Raw genomic sequence first — 22867 nt, forward strand, 5'->3', positions numbered from 1 at the left:
GCTCAGTACACGTCCCGTACGTAGCGCTTGGCCCGGCGCAGATCCGCGAGGTATTCCGCGGCGTCGTCCTCCCCGCGTCCGCGCTGCTCGGCGATGATGCCCAGCAGGGCCGTCTCCACGTCCTTCGCCATGCGGGAGGCGTCGCCGCAGACGTAGAAGTGCGCGCCCTCCTCCAGCCACGCGTAGAGCTCCCTCGACCGCTCCCGCATCCGTGTCTGCACGTAGATCTTCTCGGCCTGGTCGCGCGAGAAGGCGAGGTCCAGCTCGGTGAGCACACCGCGCTTGTGGAGCTCGGTCAGCTCGTCCTCGTACACGTAGTCGGTCTCGCGGTGCTGGTCTCCGAAGAACAGCCAGTTCCGTCCGGAGGCGCCGCGCGCGGCCCGCTCGTGGAGGAAGCCGCGGAAGGGGGCGATGCCGGTGCCGGGGCCGATCATGATCACGGGCGAGTCGTCGTCCGCCGGCACGCTGAAGGAGGCGTTCGGCTGGAGGTAGATGCCTACGGTCGAGTCCGCACCGACCCGATCCGCCAGATACGTCGACGCGACGCCCTCGTACCTGTCGTACCGCACGGACGCGACGGTGAGGTGGATGCTGCCCGGGTGGGCCAGCGGACTCGACGAGATCGAGTACTGGCGTGCCTGCAACGGCCGGAGAAACGGCAGGAGTTCGGCGAGCGAGGGTGCCTTGGACCCGGCGTCCCGGAGCAGGTCGAGCAGGTCCCGGCCCCAGAGCCAGGAGTCGAGGTCGCTGCGGTCGCCGTGCGCGACGACCGAGGCCAGCTCGGCGGCGGGCGCCCGTTCGACCAGGTCGGCGATCAGCTCCTTCGACGGCGTGCGGATCTCCCGTTCCGTGCGCAGGAGTTCGGCGGTCTCCTGGTCGCCGCTCGCGCCCAGGTGCTCCAGCAGCGCTCCGACCAGTGCGTCGTCGTTCACCGGTACGACGGCCAGCGCGTCGCCGGCCTCGTAGGTGATGCCGCTGTCGCCGAGGTCGAACTCGTAGTGGCGGATCTCCTTCGCGCTGTGCGGGGCGGACAGGAGCCGGTTGCTGGTGAGCCGGGACCGGTAGGGGGTTCGCTTGTTCCACTGGGAGCGGGGCTTCTTCGGTGCCTCCGCGGCGCCCGTGCCCTTCGCGCCGGTCTCGGCGGCGACCAGGTCGAGCACCGCCGTCGTCCACTCCCCCGCGGACTCCTCGAAGTCCACGTCGCAGTCCACGCGTTCGTGCAGCCGGGTCGCGCCGAGCTGCTCCAGACGGGTGTCGATGAGCTTCGCGGCCTGGCAGAAGTCGTCGTAGCCGCGGTCGCCGAGCCCGAGGACCGAGTAGCGCACGCCCTCCAGGCGCGGGGCCGTGTCGGACTGGAGCGCCTCCCAGAACAGCCCGGCGTTGTCGGGCATCTCGCCCTCGCCGTACGTCGAGGTGACGACGATGACGTGGGACATCGCGGCGAGCGCCTCAGGGGTGACGTCGTCGAGGGCAGTGGCCCGGCCGCCGAGGCCGCGGGCGCGGGCACCGGCGACGACGTCGTCGGCCACGAGTTCGGCGTTGCCGGTCTGGGTGCCGATCAGTACGTCGATGGTCGCCGCGGGCGCGTCGGCGCCGGCACTGTCCCGGCGTCCGGCGGCCGCGATGCCGGCGATGAACCCGGCGAGCCAGGACTCCTGCTGGGCGGAGAAGGGCGCGTCGGCCGGGATGAGGGTTCCGGTCGGGGGCATGACGGTCATGCGGTCACCGCCTCGGTCGGGGCCTGCGGGGCGCGGCGGGAGGCGATGTCCTCCAGCGCGGCGTTCGCGAGCAGTTCGTCGAACCGGGCGGCGCGGACGCGACCGGCGTTCTTGATGGTCTGGTGGATGATCCACCCGTAGGTGCCGGGGGCGTCCACGCTGAGGTTGTTGCGCTGCTTGAGCGCACGCTTGTAGTCGTCGAGGCGCTTGATCGCGATGAGGGTGGCGAGTTCGCCGTCGTCGAAGCGGTCCAGCGTGCCGCGCAGGTACTTCACCACGCGCTGCTTGACGAAGAAGTCCTCGGTGAGCACGAGGTTGCGCACGGCTTCGGCGATGCGCGGGTCCTCCGGGCCACTCGCGCCCGGCACCCGCTGGAGCGCGAGGTCCTGCGCGACGCCGAGCACCGTGTACGAGGACAGCAGCGAGAACATGTCGTCGCTGCCCTGGTCGCCGAAGGCCGGGGCCCGGCCGTCGAGCACGGTGCGGCGGTCGCGGTAGTCGACCTTGAACGCGCGGAGCTTGTCGGTCGCGATGGAGGTCGCCAGCTCGTCGAGGAGCTGGGACCGGGTCGCCGCGGCGAGGATCTCCGTGGAGTCCTGGTAGAGCAGCAGCGCGCGGGGCATCCCGCAGTACACGTGCTGCCGCTCGGAGTCCCAGTCGTGCAGGAGCCGGGCCGCCAGCTCGGAGCCGGTGGCCTCGGCATGCCAGGCCAGCAGCAGTCGTACGGCCTCCTCGTGGAAGGCGCCGCGCGCGGTGTCCGTCACCGGGAACACCAGCAGCGAGTCGGCGCTCACCCGTCCGGCCAGCTCGCCCGAGGGATCGTACTGGTACAGGAACCCGCCGCTCATGCCGTTGCCGAGGCCCTTGCCGAAGCCGCCGAGGTTGAGCACGGTGCCGCCGGTCATGTACTCGCAGCCGAAGTCGCCGACGCCCTCGACGACCGCGGTCGCGCCGGAGTTGCGCACGGCGAACCGGTCACCGGCCTCGCCCTGCACGAACGTCCGCCCGCCGGTCGCGCCGAACAGCGCGAAGTTGCCGATCAGTACGTTGCCGCCGCGTTCGGCGCTGCCGCCGCCGGGAGCTCGGACGATGATCCGGCCGCCGCTCTGGCTCTTGCCGACGCCGTCGTTGGCGGTGCCGGTGTGTTCGAGGGTGATGCCGTCGTTGCAGAAGACGCCGTACGACTGACCGGCGGACCCCGTGGTGCGGATGCGGACGGCGTCGTCGACGAGGCGGCGGCGGCCGCGGTCGTCGGTGGTGACCGCGGGGGCGTGGCCGGGGAGTCGGTTGTCGCCGTGGTTGAGCAGCCACTCGACGTCGATGGAGAGCTGCCCGCCCACCGACTTGTCGCTGTTGCCGAGGTGGACGCCCTCGACCAGCAGGGACGGCTGGCGCTGGTCGAGGAGCGCTTCCTCGATGCGCTCGATGAGGGCGTCGTCGGTGGTGAAGTCCTTCTCCAGGTACTCCGGGTCCGCCACGACCTTCTCGGGCACGCGCGCGAGCAGGCGGCGCACGTCCAGGCGGCCCACGCTCGCGGGGTGGTCGAGGAGTTGCAGCAGGTCCGTGCGTCCCCGGGCCTCGCGCAGGGACCTCAGTCCGAGGCGGGCGAGGATCTGCCGGACGTCGTGCGCGATGTTGAGCAGGTACTGGGCCAGCGCGCGCGGGTCGCCCTCGAAGACCTCGGGGTTCGTGGTGAGTCCGGCGGGACACTTCACGTTGCAGTTCTTCGCCATGACGCAGCCGAGCATCATCAGCGCGGTCGTTCCGAACTCGAAGCTGTCGGCGCCGAGAAGGGCCGAGGTGACGACGTCGCCGCCGGTCTGGTGCGCGCCGGAGCAGCGCAGGACGACCTTCTGCCGGAGCCCGTTCGCGACGAGCGCCTGGTGTACCTCGGCGACGCCGATCTCCGCCGAACGGCCCGCGTACTTGAGGCTGGTGACGGCCGCGGCGCCCGTACCGCCGGTGTTCCCGGCGACGTTGATGACGTCCGCGCCGGCCTTGGCGACACCGACCGCGATGGTGCCGATGCCCTCCGAGGACACCAGCTTGACGATGACCCGGACCCGGGCGGCCTTGCAGTCGTGGATGAGCTGCGCGAGGTCCTCGATGGAGTACGTGTCGTGGTGCGGCGGCGGGGAGATCAGCTCGATGCCGGGGGTGCCGCCGCGCGCGGCCGCGATGTCGACGGTGACCTTCGGCGCGGGCAGCTGGCCGCCCTCGCCGGGCTTCGCGCCCTGCCCGATCTTGATCTCCAGTTCCTCGAGCATCGGGTCGGCGAGATAGCCCGCCCAGATGCCGAACCGGCCGGAGGCGAACTGCTTGATCCGGGAGCCGCGGATCGTGCCGTACCGGGTGTGGTGCTCGCCGCCCTCACCGCTGTTCGACATGCCGCCGACCATGTTCGTGCCGTGCGCGACGGCTTCGTGCGCGGTGGCGACGAGCGCGCCGTGGCTCATGGCGCCGGAGGCGAGGGACCGGGTGATCTCGTGCGCGGGCTGGACCTCGTCGAGCGGGACGCTGTCGGGGGCGCTGTCGCTGTCGAGGAGGGCCAGGAGGCGGGCTTCGGTGCCGGCGGCGGTGACTTCGATGCCGTCGGCGCCCACGGCGAGGGTCTCGGCCTCGCCCAGGTGCGCGAGCCCTTCGGCGAGGGCGGTGTGACGGTCCGGGTCCGGTGCGGCGAGGCGCAGTCGGAAGGTGCCCTGTTCCGTGCGGGAGACGGCGACACCGCGGACCGTGACGCTCGCGTTCCCGTCCGTGGAGAACCGTCCCAGCTCCCGGGCGAAGTCCTCGGCCGTACGCAGTCCGGTGACGTCGGCGGGCAGTGCGAGCACGTCCCGCAGCGCGGCCGGGCGGCGCGAGCGCTCCTCGTGCGTGGTCCGCAGGAAGGCGCGGTACCCGGGGGTGATCCGGAACGCGTCGATCTCGGCGTCGCTGAGCGCGTCGTACCCGGTGTTGCGGTACGCGGCGTCGGTGATGCCGAACGCGTCGTCGAGCTGGCCGAGGGTGAGCAGCCGGAGCGCGTCGGAGTCCTCGGGCTTCCCGAACTCCGGCCGCTCCTCGACCATGTCGCCGAAGCCGCGCACGGCCGTGACACCGAAGGAGTGCCCGGCGCCGTCCGACCGCTCCTTGAACAGCCCGAGCAGCGGGATCTGCTGCTCGCCCTGGACCGTTCGGGCGCGCTCGTGCCAGTCCGTGGCGGCCTGCGCGATCCGGGCGAACCCGACACCGCCGACCGGGGCGTCCATGTGCGGGAAGGTCCGGGCGAAGACGTCGTCGCGGGTGTCGAGGTAGTTGGGTTCGAAGAACTCGCCGCCGATGTAGCTCTCGGCGGTGCACAGTCCGACCCGGCCCATGGTCTTGGCGAGGGACTTCTCGGCGGCCTTGCGGAACTTCGCCAGCGCCCGGTCGGTCGCCGTGATCTCACCGGCGGGGGCGGGTGCGCTCGGGAACTTCTCCTCGGCGCGCAGCCGTGCGCTGAGGCTGTAGACGGCGGAGGCGCCGAAGCCGAGCGCGGTCGCCACGTGGTGCGAGGACGCCAGCTGGCCGCTCTCCGCGACGAGCGAGACGCGCAGTCGCAGCCCGGTCTCGATGAGCCGCTGGTTGACGGCGGCGACGGCGAGGATGACGGGCAGCGGCGCGCGCGTCGAGGAGACGGCCCGGTCGGTGAGGACGGCGATGCCGCCCCCTTCCGACGCGAACCGCTCGACATCGTCGCAGAGTTGGTGGAGTGCGCTCCGCAGGGCATTGGCGTTGGCGGTCTCGTCCCCGGCCACCGGCTCGTAGAGCATGGCGAACCGCTCCAGCGGCACGATCCGCTGATCCCGCAGTCGGACCATGTCGAGGTGCCCGAGCACGGGCGAGGACACCACGAGTTGGCGGCCGCCGCTGTGCAGGGTCCCGTCGGGCTTGGGGCCGAGCGCGACACGCATGCTCATGCCGTCGGCCTCGCGGATGCTGTCCAGCGGCGGGTTGGTCACCTGGGCGAAGCGTTGCGAGAAGTACTTCGCCATGCCGCCCTCGGTGTCGCTGAGCGCGTTGATGGCGTTGCCGTAGCCCATCGCCGAGATCCGCTCCGACCCGTCGGCGAGCATCGGGTCGAGCATGAACCGGAAGCTCTCCTGGTTCAGCGAGTACGCCACGTACCGCCCGGCGAGGGTCAGGTCGCCGTCGTAGCCGAGCGTCGTGGTGCCGCGGTAGTAGTCGGGGGCGGGCAGGTCGTCGAGGTTCACCCGGGCGGAGGTGAGCAGGTCGCTGTACGGGCGGCGCGCGGCGAGGGCGTCCAGTACCTCGCGGGTGCGCAGCCGGCGTCCGGTGCGGTGGTCGACGACGAGCATGCCGCCGGCCTCGATACGACCGCGGTGCACGACCTCGTCGTCGGGGAAGGCGACCTGACCGGCCTCCGAGGCGACCATCAGGTACTCGGCGGTCTCGACGGTACGCAGTGGGCGCAGCCCGAGCCGGTCGAGGCGGGCGCCGACGACGTCGCCGTCGCTGAAGATGAGGGCGGCGGGGCCGTCGTTCTTCTCCTCGTACAGGGAGAAGTACTCGAGCATGTCCCTGGTGGCCGCGGGCAGCGTGCGGTCGTTCTCCCAGGCGGGCGGCATGAGGGACACGACGGCCTCGACGAGGTCCAGGCCGTCGTCGAACACGCGGCTCTGGAGCGTCTGGTCGAGCCGGCTGGAGTCGGACTGCCCCGGCGGGCGCACGATGCTCCGGGTCCGGGCCCGCGCGAGGGCCTCGTCGCTGAGACGGTTCTTGCGGTCGGTGTTGAGCTCGCCGTTGTGCGCCATGAGCCGGAACGGCTGGGCCATGGTCGGGTGCGGCTCGGTGTTGGTGGAGAACCGGGTGTGGAAGTAGAGCGAGCGCACGGAGTGCCGGGGGTCGACGAGGTCGCGGAAGTACCCGATGACCTCTCCGGAGTTGAGCCGTCCCTTGAGCACCTGGGTGCGGGCGCTGAGCGACAGCACGTACAGCCCCGCGTACGTCGTCCCGTCGGCGTAGGCCACGGCCTCCACGGCGAGCAGGGCACGGTTGGCGGCCGAGTCGACGCCTTCGCGGTCCCAGCTCTCGGGCGCCCGGAACACCCACTGCACGATGGGCAGTTGGTACTGCTCGGCGGCGGGACGGGCGACGGTGTGGTCGACGGGTACGTCCCGGACGAGGAGTACGTCGAAGCCCTGCTCGGCGATGCTCCGGCCCACGAGGTCGATCGCCGCGGCACGGCGTTCGTCGTCGGCCGGCACGAAGCAGTTGGCGACGCCGAAGTGCCCGGCGCGCAGTTCCTCGCCGGTGATCGCGCCGAAGAACTCCACCGACAGGTCCACGTTCACGCCCGCGCCGTCCCCGACGCCCTCGGCGGACTTGCCGCCGCGGTGCGGGATGGTGCGGAGCGCTTCGTCGCCCTTGCGGATGACGTCATGGCTCGGTGTCCCGTCGAGCCGGGTGATGAAGCCGACGCCGCAGTCGCTGTGGTCGAGGGCAGGGTCGTACAGACCGAAGGTGCTGTGATTCAAAGGGGCGTCCTGGGAGCAGCGAGTTCCGGCATCGGACGGCCAGGCTGCGTCGGTGAAGCGCTCGCCGCGGGCGGGGCCGGTGTTCCGGCCAGGGCCCCGAGTGGTGCGATTGTGAACGGTAAGGCTTACCTAACTTCTGCGCAAGTGTGCATCCTGCACACTTGTCGGAGCCTCGTCCACGTCCTGCGATCGTATGCGAAACGCGCCCGAATCCGTCGAGGCGTCCGCAGGCTGGTCCTCGACGCCCCCTCGAAGCCGACCGCCGCCGTCGACGCGTGCGCCCGGCGGAACCCTCGGGCGCCCTCCGCGCACCCCCCGTAGCCGCTTCCCAGCCTCTTTACGGGGGCATTACTGTCACCACGCCTTGGTGAACGGGAGACTGCGGCCGCGCACCGGCGAGTGGACCGTGGAGGGACGGCCCGTCTCCGCCATGACCGCAAGGGCCTGACCCGGCTGCGGACCACCGTCCAGTCGGTCGTCCAGGACCCGGACGACCGACTGTTCGCCGGGTCCGTGGCGCAGGACGTGTACTTCGGGCCGCTGGATCCAGGCCTGCCCGACACGGAGGTACGGACCCGGGCCGACGAGGCGCTCGCCGCCCTGGACATCACGGCCCTCGGGTCCAAGGGCTGTCGGCCGACGACGCCCCGGGGCCACGCACCCCGGACGAACTGGCCGCGATGTTTCAAGACACCGCGGCCCGATGACGGACCTGCCCTGCTCTGCCGACGGGACCCCGTCGGCAGGGCAGGCGCCTCATGCTCCCCGGGATCCGGCGGACCGCGTCCGCACGACGGCGAAGGCGGCCGCGGCCAGCCCGAGCGCGCCCACGATCAGCCCGGCGATGCCGAGCCCACGCGCGGTCGAGTCGCTGCTGTCGGCGGCGGCCTGGGCTTTCGCCGGAGTGGCAGCGGTACCACCCTCTTCGGCGGTGAGCTTCACGACCGGCGCCGGGTTCTCCGGCTCCTCGTCGCCCTGCGCGGCCTCCTCGATCCAGCGGACGGTCTTGCCGTCGGAGTAGGTCTGCAGGGCCTTGAAGGCCAGCTGGTCGGTGTCGTCGGGCAGCTGGCCGAAGGCGACGTCGAAGTCCTCGTACTGCCCGGCTCCGATCTTCCCTCCGGTCCAGGTGATCTCGGAGACGGCGTCGGTGATGGTGCCGTCGTCCGTCTTGACCGGCGTCTTGAGCTCGGTGTCGGTGACCTTCGCGGTCCAGCCGCCCCGCGGCGCGACGAGCACGCCGAGGAGGGGGTGGTCGGTGGGCAGGAAGATCTGGACCTTGGTGGTGGAGGCGGTGTCCTCCTCGTTGGGGACGCGGAAGGTCAGGGTGCCGTCGGTGGCGCCCCTGGCGTAGCTCTCCGGGTGGACGGTGACATGCGCGGAGGCGGCACCGGCGGCGGTGAGGACTCCGACCGCGGCGAGAGCGGTGACGGCGCCGACGCGGCGCAGGGTGGTGGACATGGCTGAGTGGATCTCCGTACTGCGGAAGGGATGTCGGGGTTCAGACGGCGTACGACATCCCGGCGGGCGGCCCGCGCCGGCGAACGGCGTAGCGCAGCCACACCTGCCGCGGCGACCACGTCCGGTCGCCGACCCGACGCACGGGCTCCAGTCCGCTCGGCACGCCCCGGAAGCCACCGGCCGCCCGCCACCAGGCGACGAGCCCCGGCACGAAGGCGACCGCCCACCGCAGCAGCGACCACAACGCGGCCTCACCGCGCCGCAGCCACCAGGTCAGCAGGAGAGCCGCCCCGACATGGGCGGCGGTGGCGTGGGGTGCCGACGCATGGAGGTGCGGCGCCATACGCATGCCGTGCATGGCCGTCCCGGCGTACGGCCGGGCGGCGCCGAACGCGAGGTGCAGCCCGCCCTGGGCGGCCAACGTCCCGCCACCGATACCGGCCAGCGACCGCTCACGCCCGCCCAGCAGCAGACCGGCCACGAAGACCGCCAGGCCCCCGGCGCCCTGCACGGACACCGGCGGCGCCACCCCCACGGCCAGCACATGTCCCCCGGTGGCCAACAGCACACACAGCACGGCGAACACCGCCGCACGCAGGCTCCGCACCCCCAGGGACGCACTCATGCCACCCGATGCTGCCATGCGACCGAAGCCTCTCCCACACCGCCCGTGCCCGCGCGCCACCGCGGAGACCGGCCTACCGCAGGTTCACCCCGTGTCTCACCGCGCCGCCGCCTCGGGTTCGTCCGTCGCGGACGGGTGGACGTATCTGTCCTCGCCGAACGGGGTGAACCACGAACCGAACGCGATGGGCGCGCCGTCGAGTCCGACCCCCACGGCGGACTCGTCGATCCCGTCCGACGCGCCGTCGTAGAGCCACTCGTGGTCCATGTCCTCGTAGACGTTCCCGGCGAACGCGTCGAGAGCGGCCGACACCTCGTCATCGAGCAGCCCGTACAGCTCCAGGGTCACGACGGCCTGGCTCAGGAGGAACCGCAGGGCGAGTTCCTCGGCGACACAGCTGAGCCGCTCGAAGCTCCCGTCGGTGAAGCGGGTGGTCATGGCGATCACCGTCACCAGGAAGCGGCGGGCGAAGCGGGCGTCGTACCGGAGCGCGTACCGGTCGGGCAGGCGCTCCAAGTGCCACAGAGGGCCCTCGCATTCCGCGACGGTGGCGTCCTCCTGCGTCAGGACCTGCACGTCCTCGAACAGCTCGTCCACCAGGACGTCGATCGCGTGGACCAACGCACCGGCGGCGAGTGCGGCGCCTGCCGGCGAAACGGCGGACGCGCCGTCGCCGTGCACCCTCCCGTCGCCTTCCTCACCTGGCACACCGAACACGGCCGGTGGAAAGGACCGCAGTTCAGCCGCCACGCCCAGCATCCGGCTCCGCACCGCGGCGGCTTTCGCCTCGCCGTCGTGCGCCTCCTCGGCACCTTCCGGTGTGGGACTCCCGGCGTGCCGCGCCTTACGGGTGGCGGGATCGTCGGGCGGGGCATCGGGACCTTCGGCCGCGTCGAGGCTCTTCCTCGCCAGATCCTGGTGCAGCTCCACCTCGCATCGCTCGATCGTCCAGTCCGCCAACAGCTCGGACCGCTCCAGCACTTCGTCCACGAGCGCCCGCACCGAGTCCTCGGCGAACTCCAGTGCCGGAGCGTCCACGATCACCTTCAGAAGCGCGCCACCGGGGTGGACGGCCACGATGGTGTCCAGCAGCTCGACTGCCACGCCGTCGGGCCCCTCGATCGCCCGGACGGAATCGAATCCGTCCTCGACGAGCGCCACGGCTCCGGCACGCTGAAGCGGGTCCATCTCCGGAGTGCCCTCCGGGATGCAGGTGTCCACTGTCACTACGTACGTCACAGGACCGAGCCTTACAGGAAAGCACCGTTCGCGCGACGCATTGGGCCTGTCCGCGAGGCGAACTCGGTCGGTGCGTCCGGCGAGAACCGCGACGCACCCTCCGTCACACCAGCCGCCTGATCTCTCCGCGCACCCGGTAGAAGCCGCCCGAGGAGGAGTGCAAGGCGTCCACCACATAGCGTGCGCCGGGCTGGCGTATCGCACGGGGGAACTGGACGTTCCAACTCGGCTCATAGCCCTCGGAGACCACATGCACCCGCACTCGGCCTCCGTGCTCGACGCACTCCACGACGACTCCGCTCCCCGCCGCGGGCACGGCGCTGACCGTGGCGACGGAGGCGGCGGTGGTCAACGGTGCGTACGTCGGCAGGGCGGCCGCCAGTTTGATGTCCGCGGCGACCGGGACGGTGCCCGACTGAGCGGCGTTGATCGCGGCCTCGCTCGCGTCGATGCAGGCGAGCGAGCCGTCCGTGGAGACGATGTACAGCCTCTCGTCGTGGTACTGCATGGAGAGGGCCGAGCCACCACCCGTGCCGAGCTTCCACAGCCGGGCGCCGTCGGCGGTGAAGCAGTAGACGGAGGAGGCGGAATCACCCGCGAAGACGTACCGCCCGCCGGGGGAGGTAGCGCACGAGTACACCGCTGCATCGCACTGGTAGGAGGCCTCGACCCACCCGGAGGACTTCGCGAGCCGCTGCACGACCCGCCGCCCCGTCCCGGCGTAGACCGCGTCCTCCTCCTGCCATCCGAAGAGCACATTGCCGCTGGTCGCGGTGTGCCAGAGCTGGCCGGTGCCGTCCGCCGCGTAGGCCGTCACACCGGCGCTGTGCCCGTGGTACACGGCACGGTCGTCGGCCCGCACCATCCACCCCTGCTCGCCGGAGGAGTTGCGCGACCACTGGAGCTCGTCCTCGTGGTCGATGACCGTCAGACCGCCGTTGCGGTCGGAGACGTTCAGCACGCCCGCGTGGATGTCCAGCCAGAAGATGTCCACCTCGGCCGCGATCTCGTAGGCGGCGAACGGCACCTTCGCCGAGAGGTCGTACACGCGGCCGTCGTCACAGCCCGCGTAGATCCAGAAGTCGTCCGCCACCAGGCACTTCACACCGTCGGGCAGGGAGTAGTGAGCCAGCACCTCACCGTCATGACTCAGGTTGTACACACTGCCGTGCTGGTTGCCGACCCAGCAGCGGTCCTCGTCCACATGGATCCCGAACGCCGACGCGCCCGTACGGAACCGCCACAGCACCGGGGCGGTCGCCCGCGCCGTGGACGGAGCGGACGTCACCTGACGACGCGTCACGGACCGGGCCGCACGCTGCCCTTGCACAGCCGGCGCGTACCCCTTGCGCACCTTCTCGGCGATCTTCTTCGCCGCCGCCGCGTTCGCCTTCTCCACAGTCGGAAAGGCGGAGGTCTGACGCTGCCCGTCCACACCGATCCGCCCGTACCGCACGGAGACGGTGGTCCCCTCGACGGTCACCTCATAGAACTTGTGGGCACCGCCGCTCTCCTGAGACAGCTCCAGATACGTCGTGCTCCCCGACTGTCGTCCCTGCGCAGCGGACACAGCACACCCCTCCCCAAGACCCCGGTCGACCGCGACGGCCGATCCCCAGTGATTCCAAAATAGAGGTCACCACTGACAACGCCGCCCGCGACCGGATCCGGGGAGGGGAGGGCTTCCAGGACCGCGTTCAGCGCCCCTTGGCGGCAGGCTCCAGGATCGCCACGCACTCCATGTGATGAGTCATCGGAAACAGATCGAACACCCGCAACGACCGCACCCGGTACCCCCCGTCCCGGAAGTACCCCAGGTCCCGGGCCAGCGCGGCGGGATCGCACGCGACGTACGCGATCCGCCGCGCCCCCAGCGACGACATGTGCTCGACCGTCTTGCGCCCCGCCCCCGCGCGCGGCGGGTCCAGGACGATCAGGTCGACTTCGGTGATCCCGGTGCGCGGGAGGACGGACTCGACCTTGCCCTGTTCGATGCGGACGCGGTCGAAGGCGGCGAGGTTGTGCCGGGCGTCCTCCACCGCGCGCTTGCCGGACTCGATACCGAGGACGGCACCCTTGTCACCGAGCCGGTCGGCGAGGGCGCCCGCGAAGAGACCCACACCGCAGTACAGGTCCAGCGCCATGTCGCCCTTGCGCGGCAGCAGGCCCTGCATGACAGCCTTGACCAACGTGTCGGCGGCCATCGGGTGGACCTGCCAGAAGCCGCCGCTGCCCACCCGGTGGGTACGGCCGTCGGCCCGCTCACGCACGAAGGCGCGGCCGTGGACCCGGTGGATGCCGCCGTCGTGCTCCTCGACACGCATGACGGAGACGGGCTTGTCGAGCTCCACGAGCGGCAGGCGGGCTCCGGGACGGGGTTCCAGGATCACCATGCGGTCCTGCGAACCCGTCGCGGCGATCGCCTCCACCGACGCCATCCCGGACCAGTCACGGTCCTCGATGCCCAGCTCGCTGACGCCCGGCGCCGCGATCATGCAGTGCTCGATCGGCTCGACCTCGTGCGAGCGGTGGCGGCGGAGCCCCGCGTTGCCGTCGGCGTCCACCGCGTACTGCACCCGGGTCCGCCACTGCGGCACCTGGCCCGCCGGGAGCTTGTCGCCCTCGGCGGGCAGCACGGTGCCGTCCCAGCCGGCCTCCTCGGGCGTGAGCCCCGCGAGCCGCTGCAACTGCTCGGCGACGACCTCGCCCTTGAGCCGACGCTGGGCCCCCGGCTTGGCGTGCTGCCAGTCGCAGCCGCCGCAGCGGCCGGGCCCCGCGTAGGGACAGGGCGCCTCGATACGGTCCTTGGAGGCTTCCAGGATCTCGACGGCGTCCGCGCGCAGGAACCGGGCGCCCTCCTCGCCGTCCGTCACCCGGGCCACGACCCGCTCACCGGGCAGCGTGTGCCGGACGAACAGCACCTGTCCGTCGGACGTACGGGCGATGCAGTGCCCGCCGTGCGCTACGGGGCCCACCTCGACCTCGCAGTCGACCCCCACCAGTGATTTCTTCGGTTCTGCCTGCATGGCGGGGAGACTCCACAACGATCGAGTGAGGGATGGACCACGAGCGGGCCCACGGGATGGGCCGACAACAACCCACCACTCTACTTCGGCGTCGACGTCTCCTTCGCCCGCTCCTCCGCCGGCCCCCGCCGCACCGCACCCGGCGCGTTCCAGTCCTGCCGCTTGCGAGCCCGCTTCTTCGCGGCCTCCGACGACTGCAACTGGTACGGCACCGAGGTCACCATGACCCCCGGCGTGAACAGCAGCCGGCCCTTGAGCCGCAGCGCGCTCTGGTTGTGCAGCAGATGCTCGTACCAGTGGCCGACCACGTACTCCGGGATGATCACGGACACCGCGTCGCGCGGCGACTCCTTGCGGAGCCCCTTCACGTACTCGATGACCGGCCGCGTGATCTCGCGGTACGGCGAGTCCAGCACCTTCAGCGGTACGTCGATCCCGCGCCGCTCCCACTCCTCGCGCAGCGCCTTGGTCTCCGCCGGGTCGACGTTGACACTCAGGGCTTCCAGCGTGTCCGAGCGCATCAGCTTGGCGTACGCCAGGGCCCGCAGCGTGGGGCGGTGGATCTTCGAGATGAGGACGACGGAGTGGACGCGGGACGGTCGTACGCTGTCGTCGCTCGGGCCCTCGGGGGCCGCGATCTCCTCGGCCACCCGGTCGTAGTGCTTACGGATCGCCGACATCGTCGCGTAGAAGATCACCATGCCGAGCAGGGCGACCCAGGCGCCGTGGGTGAACTTGGTGACCAGGACGACGATCAGCACCAGGCCGGTGAAGAAGGCGCCGAAGGTGTTGATGGCGCGGGAGCGGACCATGTGGCGGCGCTTGGCCGGGTCCCTCTCGGTGGCCAGATGGCGGTTCCAGTGCCGGACCATGCCGGTCTGGCTGAGCGTGAAGGACACGAACACGCCGACGATGTAGAGCTGGATCAGACGGGTCGAGTCGGCGCCGTAGATCCACACCAGCAGTCCGGCGGCGCCGGCCAGGAGCACGATGCCGTTGGAGAACGCGAGGCGGTCGCCGCGGGTGTGCAGCTGGCGCGGGAGGTAGCGGTCCTGGGCGAGGATCGAGCCGAGCAGCGGGAAGCCGTTGTACGCCGTGTTCGCGGCGAGGAACAGCACCAGCGCGGTGGCCGCGGCCAGGACGATGAACAGGAAGCTGCCCTTGCCGAAGACGGCCTCGGCGACCTGGGAGATCACCGGGTTCTGGACGTAGTCGGAGCCGATGGCGGCACCGTCCTTCAGCAGGTCCACGGCCGGGTTCTCGGCCATGCGGACCTTGGTCACCATGGCCAGCGCGATGATGCCGCAGAACATGGTGACGGCGAGCAGGCCCATCGCCGCGAGCGTGGTGGCGGCGTTCTTCGACTTGGGCTTGCGGAAGGCCGGGACGCCGTTGGAGATCGCCTCGACGCCGGTGAGGGCGGCACACCCGGAGGAGAAGGCGCGCAGCAGGAGGAAGACCAGGGCGAAGCCCGCCAGGCCCTGGTGTTCGGCCTTGATCTCGTACGACGCCGTCGGCGCCCGCATGGTCTCGTCGAGGACCAGGCCGCGGAACGCCCCCCACGCGATCATGATGAAGACGCCCACGACGAAGACGTACGTCGGGATCGCGAACAGCGAGCCCGACTCCTTCACGCCCCGCAGGTTCATCAGCGTGAGCAGCACGATCACGGCGGTCGCGCAGAGCACCTTGTGCTCGACGACGAAGGGCACCGCGGAGCCGAGGTTCTCGATGCCGGAGGAGATCGAGACGGCGACGGTCAGGACGTAGTCGACGAGCAGGGCGCTGGCGACGGTGAGGCCGGCCTTGGGGCCGAGGTTGGTGTTGGCGACCTCGTAGTCACCGCCCCCGCTCGGGTAGGCGTGGACGTTCTGTCGGTAGGAGGCGACCACCGTGAACATCAGCACGACGACCGCCACGGCGATCCAGGGGCTGAAGTGGTAGGCCGACACACCCGCGATGGACAGGACCAGCAGTACCTCGCCAGGCGCGTACGCCACGGAGGACAGCGGGTCGGAGGCGAAGACGGGGAGGGCGATGCGCTTCGGCAGGAGCGTTTCCCCCAGCCGGTCACTGCGCAGTGCGCGCCCGATCAGAATCCGTTTGGGCACGTCGGTCAGTTTGGACACGACAGAACATCGTAGGCGTTCGAACGGGTGCCCAACCACCCGCCACCCCGCTTCTGCCCTCCGGGTGAAAACACGAGGCGTCCCGGCTGCGGATTCCGCAGGTGGCCGGATGCGCATGCCTATATGACAAAAACCCGCCTGTCGCCCGGGCAGTACCTGCCTCTCACCGCCCCCTGGAGGGCCCATGCACGCCACCGCAGAGCTGATCGGTGCCGCCGCCACCCTCGTCGGCCTCGGAATCCTGACATTGGTGAGTGTCCGCAGCATCAGCCGCCGCTGATCGTCCCGATCCCCGGGACAACCGTGCACAGGGGTGCCGCCGTCCTACCGTGCGTGTGTAGCTTGGGCGACGGTCTGAGACCCTGATGGGGCTGAGCAGTATCTCTTGACACCGGAAGGACGGTCGTGCACATCGTCATCATGGGCTGCGGCAGAGTGGGTTCCGCTCTCGCCCAGACCCTGGAGCAACAGGGGCACACGGTCGCCGTGATCGACCAGGACCCCACCGCCTTCCGACGACTGGGCTCCGGATTCGGAGGCCGGCGTGTCACCGGAGTCGGCTTCGACCAGGACACCCTGCGCGAAGCGGGCATCGAGGAGGCCGGCGCCTTCGCCGCCGTCTCCAGCGGTGACAACTCCAACATCATCGCCGCCCGGGTGGCCCGCGAGATGTTCGGTATCGAGAACGTCGCAGCCCGGATCTACGACCCCCGCCGCGCCGAGGTCTACCAGCGCCTGGGCATCCCGACGGTGGCCACGGTCCGCTGGACGGCCGACCAGATGCTGCGCCGGCTGCTGCCCTCCGGTGCCGAGCCGCTGTGGCGCGACCCCACCGGTGGCGTCCAGCTGGCCGAGGTGCACACCTCCGCCTCCTGGGTGGGCCAGCGGATCAGCCGGCTCCAGGAGGAGACGGGCGTCCGCGTGGCGTTCCTGACCCGCCTCGGCGAGGCGATCCTGCCCAGCTCGCAGACGGTGTTGCAGGAGGGCGACCTGGTGCACGTGATGATGCGCACCGACGAGGTCGACAAGGTCGAGGCGTCCTTCGCCAAGGGTCCCGAAGAGGAGAGCGGTCACTGATGAGGGTCGCCATTGCCGGTGCCGGTGCGGTGGGCCGCTCGATCGCGGGCGAACTGCTGGAGAACGGCCACGAGGTCCTGCTCGTCGACAAGGCGCCGACGGCCATCTCGGTCGAGCGCGTCCCCCAGGCGGAGTGGCTGCTGGCCGACGCCTGCGAGATCACGTCCCTGGACGAGGCGGCGCTGCAGCGCTGCAACGTGGTGATCGCCGCGACGGGCGACGACAAGGTGAACCTGGTCGTCTCGCTGCTCGCGAAGACGGAGTACGGCGTCCCGCGCGTCGTCGCCCGGGTGAACAACCCGAAGAACGAGTGGCTCTTCAACGAGTCCTGGGGAGTGGACGTCGCCGTCTCCACCCCGCGTCTGATGTCGGCCCTGGTCGAGGAGGCGGTGAGCGTCGGCGATCTGGTCCGGCTGCTCCGCTTCAGCCACGGCGACGCCAACCTCGTCGAGCTGACCCTGCCCGAGGAGTCGGCCCTGGCCGGCACCCAGGTCGGCGACGTCGAGTGGCCGCAGGACACGTCCCTGGTGACGATCATCCGCGGCAACCGTGTCCTCACCCCGACCCCGGACGACTCCCTGGAGGCCGGCGACGAACTCCTCTTCGTGGCCGCCCCGGCCCGCGAGGAGCAGCTGGAGGACCTGCTGTCGGTGCGCCGCGAGGACGCGACGAGCTGACCTTGTCAGGCGCTACGACGACGGAGGGCGCCCCGGGATTCCCGGGGCGCCCTCCGTCGTCGTGGCGGAAGTCCTCGCCCCTACGCGTCGCGCCGGTGCCGGGCGGCGCCGGTCGTCTCGCCGCGCTCCTCGGCCAGTGCCGCCTTGCGCTCTTCCTCCGCCTTCTCGGCCGCTTCCATCTCCGCGAAGACGTCGATGGGCGCCGGGGCCTTCGCCAGGAAGACCCAGGTCAGCCAGACGGCGAGCAGGAAGGGCGGGATCTTCAGCGCGACCAGCACCCAGCCCAGCTGTGCCGTGTCGGCCCACCAGTACAGCGGGAAGAGAATGGCGCACTTGGCGAGCAGGATCGCGCCCCACGCGTAACTGGCCTTGGCGTACGCCTTCTTGCGGCCCGGGTTGCGGGTGCGCCAGGAGAGGTTCTCCTTGAAGACCGGGCCGAGGATCAGGCCGATCAGCGGGACACCGCACAGCGTGGTGATGATGTAGGCCAGGCCCAGACCCAGCGTGTAGAGCATGCCGGGCAGGTAGAAGTCCTTGGCGTTGCCGGTCATCATCGCGAAGACGACACCGAAGGCGACGCCGAAGACACCGCTGAAGGCGTGCTTGACGGTGTCCTTGGTCACCAGCCGGACCACGACCAGGGTCAGCGACACCGCGAGCGCGGCGATCGCGGACATGTGGAGGTCCTTGTTGATCGTGAAGATCGTGACGAAGAGGAGGCCCGGCAGCACCGTCTCCACCATGCCCCGCAGGCCTCCGAAGGCCTCGAACAGCGCGGCCTCGGTCACCGCCCGGGCGTCGTGCTGCTCAGTGTCTTCGGTCGGCTTGTCGAGCGACGTCACCGGCTACTCCCTACCGAGGGGTCTCAGTTCGTATTTCGGGTTGAACAGCACCCGGCGGCCCCGGCTCATCGAGATCCGGCCCGACGCGATCAGCTTGCGCCCCGGTTCGATCCCCACGATGGAGCGCCTGCCGAGCCACACCACGTCCAGTGCGGCGGAGCCGTCGAACAGCTCGGCCTCCAGCGCGGGGACACCGGCTCTCGGGCGCAGCGTGACCGTGCGCAAGGTACCAGTAACGGTCACGATCTGTCGGTCGTGGCAGTCACCGATCTTGATGCAGCCTGCGGTCTCGGCGTCCTCCCGCAGCTCCTCCGACTCCAGGTCCTCCTGGGACGAGGAGAGCCTGTCGAGCATGCGCCGGAACCGGCCCACCGGCTTTTCGGAACGCGGAACAGCACTCATATGTGAAGCGTACCGGGGTGCACTGACACGTTCGTACCCGCGGTACTAGCCCTCGAACCGATAGCCCATACCGGGTTCGGTGATGAAGTGCCTGGGGTGCGAGGGGTCCGCCTCCAGCTTCCTGCGCAGTTGTGCCATGTAGACGCGCAGGTAGTTCGTCTCGGTTCCGTACGAGGGTCCCCACACCTCCTGGAGCAGCTGTTTCTGGCTGACCAGACGACCGGTGTTGCGCACCAGCACCTCCAGCAGATGCCACTCCGTGGGGGTCAGGCGTACGTCCTTGCCGGCCCGGTTGACCTTCTTCGCGGCGAGGTCGACGGTGAACTCCTCGGTCTCCACCGTCGTCACGTCGCCCTCGCCCGGTCCGACCGGCTCGGCCCGCCGGACCGCCGCCCGCAGCCGGGCCAGCAGCTCGTCCATGCCGAAGGGCTTGGTGACGTAGTCGTCGGCACCCGCGTCGAGGGCCTCGACCTTCTCGTCGGAGGAGTGCCGGGCGGACAGCACCAGGATCGGCACCCGGGTCCAGCCGCGCAGTCCCCGGATCACCTCGACGCCGTCCATGTCGGGCAGGCCCAGGTCGAGGACGACCACGTCGGGGTGGCGGGCGGCGGCCAGCTCGAGGGCGGTGGCGCCGTCGTGGGCCGCGTCGACCTCGTACTTGCGGGCCTTGAGGTTGATCACGAGGGCGCGCACGATCTGCGGCTCGTCTTCGATCACGAGCACCCGGGTCATGTGACCTGCCTTTCGGGTTGTACGACCGGTTGTGGCTCAGGCTGCGATCCTGCCGCCCTGAGCGTGAGGACCATCGTCAGGCCGCCGCCCGGCGTGTCCTCGGCGGTCAGCGTGCCGCTCATCGCCTCGGCGAAACCACGGGCCACCGCGAGGCCCAGCCCGACCCCGGCGCCGCGCGGGGCGTCGCCGTACCGCTGGAAGGGCGCGAAGATGCGCTCCTTGGCCTCGTCGGGGACGCCGGGGCCGCGGTCGACCACCCGGACCTCGACCCGGTCGGCGATGGCGCTGGCGGACACCAGGACGGCCTCACCGGGCGGGCTGTACTTGACGGCGTTCTCGACGAGGTTGGCCACGGACCGCTCCAGCAGCCCCGGGTCCACGGCGACCATGGGCAGCGTCTCGGGAATGTCCAGCTCCGCGCTGTCCTCGGGCACCCCGCCCAGCGCCATGGGGACGACCTCGTCGAGGTCGATCTCCCGGATCAGCGGGGTGACGGTGCCGGTCTGGAGCCGGGACATGTCGAGCAGGTTCCCGACGAGGTGGTCCAGTCGGTCGGCCCCTTCCTCGATGCCCTCCAGCAGCTCCGCCTGATCCTCCTCGGACCACGCCACGTCATCGGACCGCAGGGAGGACACCGCCGCCTTGATCCCGGCCAGCGGCGTCCGCAGATCATGGCTCACGGCGGCCAGCAGCGCCGTCCTGATCCGGTTGCCCTCCGCCAGCGTGCGGGCCTGGTCGGCCTCCTCCTGGAGCCGCCGCCGATCCAGCGCGACGGCCGCCTGCGCGGCGAAGGCGGCCAGCACCCGGCGGTCCTCCGCGGGCAGCACCCGTCCGGTCAGTGCGAGGGCCATGTGGTCGCCGACCGGCACGTCCACGTCCGCGTCCTCCGGCCGCTCCACCGGGCGCCCGAGCCCGGCCCGGCCCGCGCAGGTCCACGGTTCGACATCGCTCACGCGCTCCAGGAGGGCCGCCGACTCCATGGCGAAGGTCTCCCGGACCCGCTCCAGCAGTTCCTCCAGACCGGTCTCGCCGCGCAGCACGTTGCCCGCGAGGAAGGAGAGGATCTCCGACTCGGCCCGCAGCCGCGCCGCCTGGTGCGTACGCCGGGCCGCGAGGTCGACCACCGAGGAGACCGAGACACCGACGCCGACGAAGATCGCGATGGCGACGATGTTCTTGGGGTCGGCGATGGTCCAGTGGTGCAGGGGCGGTGTGTAGAAGTAGTTCAGCAGCAGGGAGCCGACCGCGGCCGAGGCCAGCGCGGGCGCCAGTCCGCCGAGCAGGGCGGCCGCGACCGTCACGGTCAGGAACAGCAGCATGTCGTTGGCCAGGCCGAGGTCGACGGTGCTGAGCAGCACGGCCAGGACCGGCGGGCCGGCCACTCCGACCGCCCAGCCCCAGATGATCCGGGCCCGCCCGAGCCGCGCGCCCCGGGCGACGGGCAGTCCGCGCCCCTTGGCGACCTCGTCGTGGGTGACGATGTGGACGTCCAGGTCGGGTCCGGACTCGCGGGCCACCGTGGCGCCGACACCGGGGCCGAAGACGTACTGCCAGGTCTTGCGGCGAGAGGACCCGAGGACGATCTGGGTGGCGTTGGCGCCGCGTGCGAAGTCGAGCAGCGCCGCGGGTATGTCGTCGCCGACGACGTGGTGGAAGGTGCCGCCGAGATCCTCGACAAGGGTGCGCTGGACGGCGAGTTCCTTGGGCGAGGCGGCGGTGAGTCCGTCGCTGCGGGCTATGTACACGGCCAGCACTTCCCCGCCCGCCCCCTTCTCCGCCAGCCGCGCGGCCCGCCGGATCAGCGTCCGCCCCTCCGGACCGCCGGTCAGCCCGACCACGATCCGCTCGCGCGAACCCCAGATCTTCGACACCCGGTGCTCACTGCGGTACTGCTTGAGGTATTCGTCGACCCGGTCCGCCACCCACAGCAGCGCCAGCTCCCGCAAAGCGGTGAGGTTCCCGGGCCGGAAGTAGTTCGACAGCGCCGCGTCGACCTTGTCGGACCGGTAGATGTTGCCGTGCGCCATCCGCCTCCGCAGCGCCTGCGGCGACATGTCGACAAGCTCGATCTGATCCGCCCGCCGCACCACCTCGTCCGGCACGGTCTCGCGCTGCCGTACCCCGGTGATCGACTCGACGACGTCCCCCAGCGACTCCAGATGCTGGATGTTGACGGTCGACACCACGTCGATCCCGGCCGCGAGGAGCTCCTCCACGTCCTGCCACCGTTTGGCGTTGCGCGAGCCGGGGACGTTGGTGTGGGCGAGTTCGTCCACCAGGGCGACGGCGGGGGCGCGGCGCAGTACGGCGTCCACGTCCATCTCGGTGAAGGCGCTCCCCCGGTACGCCAGCTCCCGGCGCGGGATCTGCTCCAGACCGTGCAGCATCACCTCGGTGCGGGGCCGACCGTGGTGCTCGACGAACGCCACCACGCAGTCGGTGCCCCGCTCGATCCTGCGGTGCCCCTCGGACAGCATCGCGTACGTCTTGCCGACGCCCGGTGCCGCACCGAGGTAGATCCGAAGCCTGCCGCGTCCCATGGGTCCCATTGTCTTCCGGTCATTACTGCCTGCGCAGCGTCGACCTTACGACCAGCAATCGCGGCAAACGGGACGGAGGGGCGCCGCCGGGGTCGTCTTTGACGCAACCCTGACGGCACACCCGCGGCGGCCGGACCGCCACGGTCTCCCCGTCTAGACCTCGACGATCTCCCCGTCGCCCAGCTCCAGCACCCGGTCGGCGAGATCCAGCAGGGTCGCGTCGTGCGTGGCGACCAGTGCGGTGACGTTCTCGCTGCGTACGACGGCCCGCAGCAGCTCCATCACGGCGTGCCCGGTCTCCGCGTCGAGCTGGCCGGTCGGTTCGTCGGCGATCAGGAGCGAGGGGCTGTTGGCGAGGGCGCGGGCGATGGCGACGCGCTGTTGCTGGCCGCCGGAGAGCTCGGTGGGCCGCTGTGCCGCGTGGTCGGCGAGGCCCACCAGGGACAGCAGCAGTTCGACGCGCTCCTCACGCGCGCGTGCCTCGGCCCGGCGCAGCCGCATCGGGACACCGACGTTCTCGGCGGCGGTGAGGATCGGGATGAGCCCGAAGGACTGGAAGACGAAGCCGATGCTGTCGCGGCGCAGGGCGAGCAGCCCGTCCTCGTCGAGCCCGGCGAGGTCGCGGCCGTCGACCTCGACGCGCCCCTCGTCCGAGGTGTCGAGTCCGCCGACGATGTTGAGGAGCGTGGTCTTCCCGGACCCCGACCGTCCTTTCAGGGCGACGAGTTCACCGCGCGGCACCTCCAGGGAGACCCCGCGCAGGGCGTGGACGACGCCGGCTCCGCGCCCGAAGGACTTGTGGACGTTCTCGACCCGCACCATGGTCTCGGTGACCACCTGGCTCATCTGACGCTCCCCCGTGAAGCCTTCGACCGGGCGCCAGTATCCC

Annotated in this window: 15 protein-coding genes and 1 pseudogene; 3 read left to right on the forward strand and 13 right to left on the reverse strand. The window is 70.9% G+C overall.

Annotated features, from left to right (window positions below; all coding sequences use genetic code 11):
- Nucleotides 1–2: 2 nt before the first annotated feature.
- The gene (locus tag ACWD3I_RS27250) at nt 3–1718 is read right to left on the reverse strand and encodes a diflavin oxidoreductase (protein WP_365409548.1); all 1716 of its coding nucleotides are present in this window, start codon (nt 1716–1718) and stop codon (nt 3–5) included.
- Nucleotides 1715–7231, reverse strand: a complete 5517-nt coding sequence (locus ACWD3I_RS27255; RefSeq protein WP_365409551.1) for a glutamate synthase-related protein — start codon at nt 7229–7231, stop codon at nt 1715–1717. Before ACWD3I_RS27255 ends, ACWD3I_RS27250 begins: the two co-directional genes overlap by 4 nt.
- Nucleotides 7232–7595: 364 nt before the next feature.
- Between ACWD3I_RS27255 and ACWD3I_RS27260 the strand changes: the two are divergent.
- Nucleotides 7596–7873: pseudogene (locus tag ACWD3I_RS27260) on the forward strand (ABC transporter ATP-binding protein); the annotation flags it as partial.
- Nucleotides 7874–7987: 114 nt separating this feature from the next.
- On the opposite strand, the gene ACWD3I_RS27265 reads toward ACWD3I_RS27260, so the two are convergent.
- The 6 genes from ACWD3I_RS27265 to ACWD3I_RS27290 form a co-directional block, all read right to left on the reverse strand.
- Complete coding sequence (locus tag ACWD3I_RS27265; RefSeq protein ID WP_365409554.1) at nt 7988–8689, reverse strand: YcnI family copper-binding membrane protein; 702 nt, start codon at nt 8687–8689, stop codon at nt 7988–7990.
- A 40-nt stretch (nt 8690–8729) separates the two neighbouring features.
- Nucleotides 8730–9314, reverse strand: a complete 585-nt coding sequence (locus ACWD3I_RS27270) for a hypothetical protein (protein WP_365409557.1) — start codon at nt 9312–9314, stop codon at nt 8730–8732.
- Between the two features lie 96 nt (nt 9315–9410).
- Nucleotides 9411–10553, reverse strand: a complete 1143-nt coding sequence (locus ACWD3I_RS27275) for a hypothetical protein (protein ID WP_365409560.1) — start codon at nt 10551–10553, stop codon at nt 9411–9413.
- A 103-nt stretch (nt 10554–10656) separates the two neighbouring features.
- The gene (locus ACWD3I_RS27280; protein ID WP_365409563.1) at nt 10657–12123 is read right to left on the reverse strand and encodes a WGR domain-containing protein; all 1467 of its coding nucleotides are present in this window, start codon (nt 12121–12123) and stop codon (nt 10657–10659) included.
- 127 nt (nt 12124–12250) lie between these two features.
- Nucleotides 12251–13579 carry a class I SAM-dependent RNA methyltransferase gene (locus ACWD3I_RS27285; protein ID WP_365409566.1) on the reverse strand — a complete coding sequence of 443 codons (1329 nt, stop codon included), beginning with the start codon at nt 13577–13579 and terminating at the stop codon, nt 12251–12253.
- Nucleotides 13580–13659: 80 nt separating this feature from the next.
- Nucleotides 13660–15708: an APC family permease gene (locus ACWD3I_RS27290; RefSeq protein ID WP_365409569.1), complete on the reverse strand. Its 2049-nt coding sequence runs from the start codon at nt 15706–15708 to the stop codon at nt 13660–13662.
- A 405-nt stretch (nt 15709–16113) separates the two neighbouring features.
- Here ACWD3I_RS27290 and ACWD3I_RS27295 point away from each other — a divergent pair, with 405 nt between their 5' ends.
- Together ACWD3I_RS27295 and ACWD3I_RS27300 are read left to right on the forward strand one after the other, a co-directional pair.
- On the forward strand, nt 16114–16785 hold the full coding sequence (locus ACWD3I_RS27295) for a potassium channel family protein (RefSeq protein WP_266821272.1): 672 nt from the start codon (nt 16114–16116) through the stop codon (nt 16783–16785).
- Nucleotides 16785–17462 carry a potassium channel family protein gene (locus ACWD3I_RS27300; protein ID WP_451084199.1) on the forward strand — a complete coding sequence of 226 codons (678 nt, stop codon included), beginning with the start codon at nt 16785–16787 and terminating at the stop codon, nt 17460–17462. Before ACWD3I_RS27295 ends, ACWD3I_RS27300 begins: the two co-directional genes overlap by 1 nt.
- A gap of 80 nt (nt 17463–17542) precedes the next feature.
- On the opposite strand, the gene ACWD3I_RS27305 is transcribed toward ACWD3I_RS27300, so the two are convergent.
- The 5 genes from ACWD3I_RS27305 to ACWD3I_RS27325 form a co-directional block, all read right to left on the reverse strand.
- Complete coding sequence (locus ACWD3I_RS27305; protein WP_451084200.1) at nt 17543–18304, reverse strand: DUF3159 domain-containing protein; 762 nt, start codon at nt 18302–18304, stop codon at nt 17543–17545.
- Between the two features lie 3 nt (nt 18305–18307).
- Nucleotides 18308–18706, reverse strand: a complete 399-nt coding sequence (locus ACWD3I_RS27310) for an OB-fold nucleic acid binding domain-containing protein (RefSeq protein ID WP_046257102.1) — start codon at nt 18704–18706, stop codon at nt 18308–18310.
- A gap of 45 nt (nt 18707–18751) precedes the next feature.
- The gene (locus tag ACWD3I_RS27315; protein WP_365407990.1) at nt 18752–19438 is read right to left on the reverse strand and encodes a response regulator; all 687 of its coding nucleotides are present in this window, start codon (nt 19436–19438) and stop codon (nt 18752–18754) included.
- The gene (locus ACWD3I_RS27320; RefSeq protein ID WP_365407987.1) at nt 19435–21978 is read right to left on the reverse strand and encodes a sensor histidine kinase KdpD; all 2544 of its coding nucleotides are present in this window, start codon (nt 21976–21978) and stop codon (nt 19435–19437) included. Before ACWD3I_RS27320 ends, ACWD3I_RS27315 begins: the two co-directional genes overlap by 4 nt.
- A 153-nt stretch (nt 21979–22131) precedes the next feature.
- Nucleotides 22132–22824 carry an ABC transporter ATP-binding protein gene (locus ACWD3I_RS27325; RefSeq protein ID WP_365407984.1) on the reverse strand — a complete coding sequence of 231 codons (693 nt, stop codon included), beginning with the start codon at nt 22822–22824 and terminating at the stop codon, nt 22132–22134.
- Between the last annotated feature and the right edge of the window lie 43 nt (nt 22825–22867).

The organism is Streptomyces sp. NPDC002817, assembly GCF_053592055.1.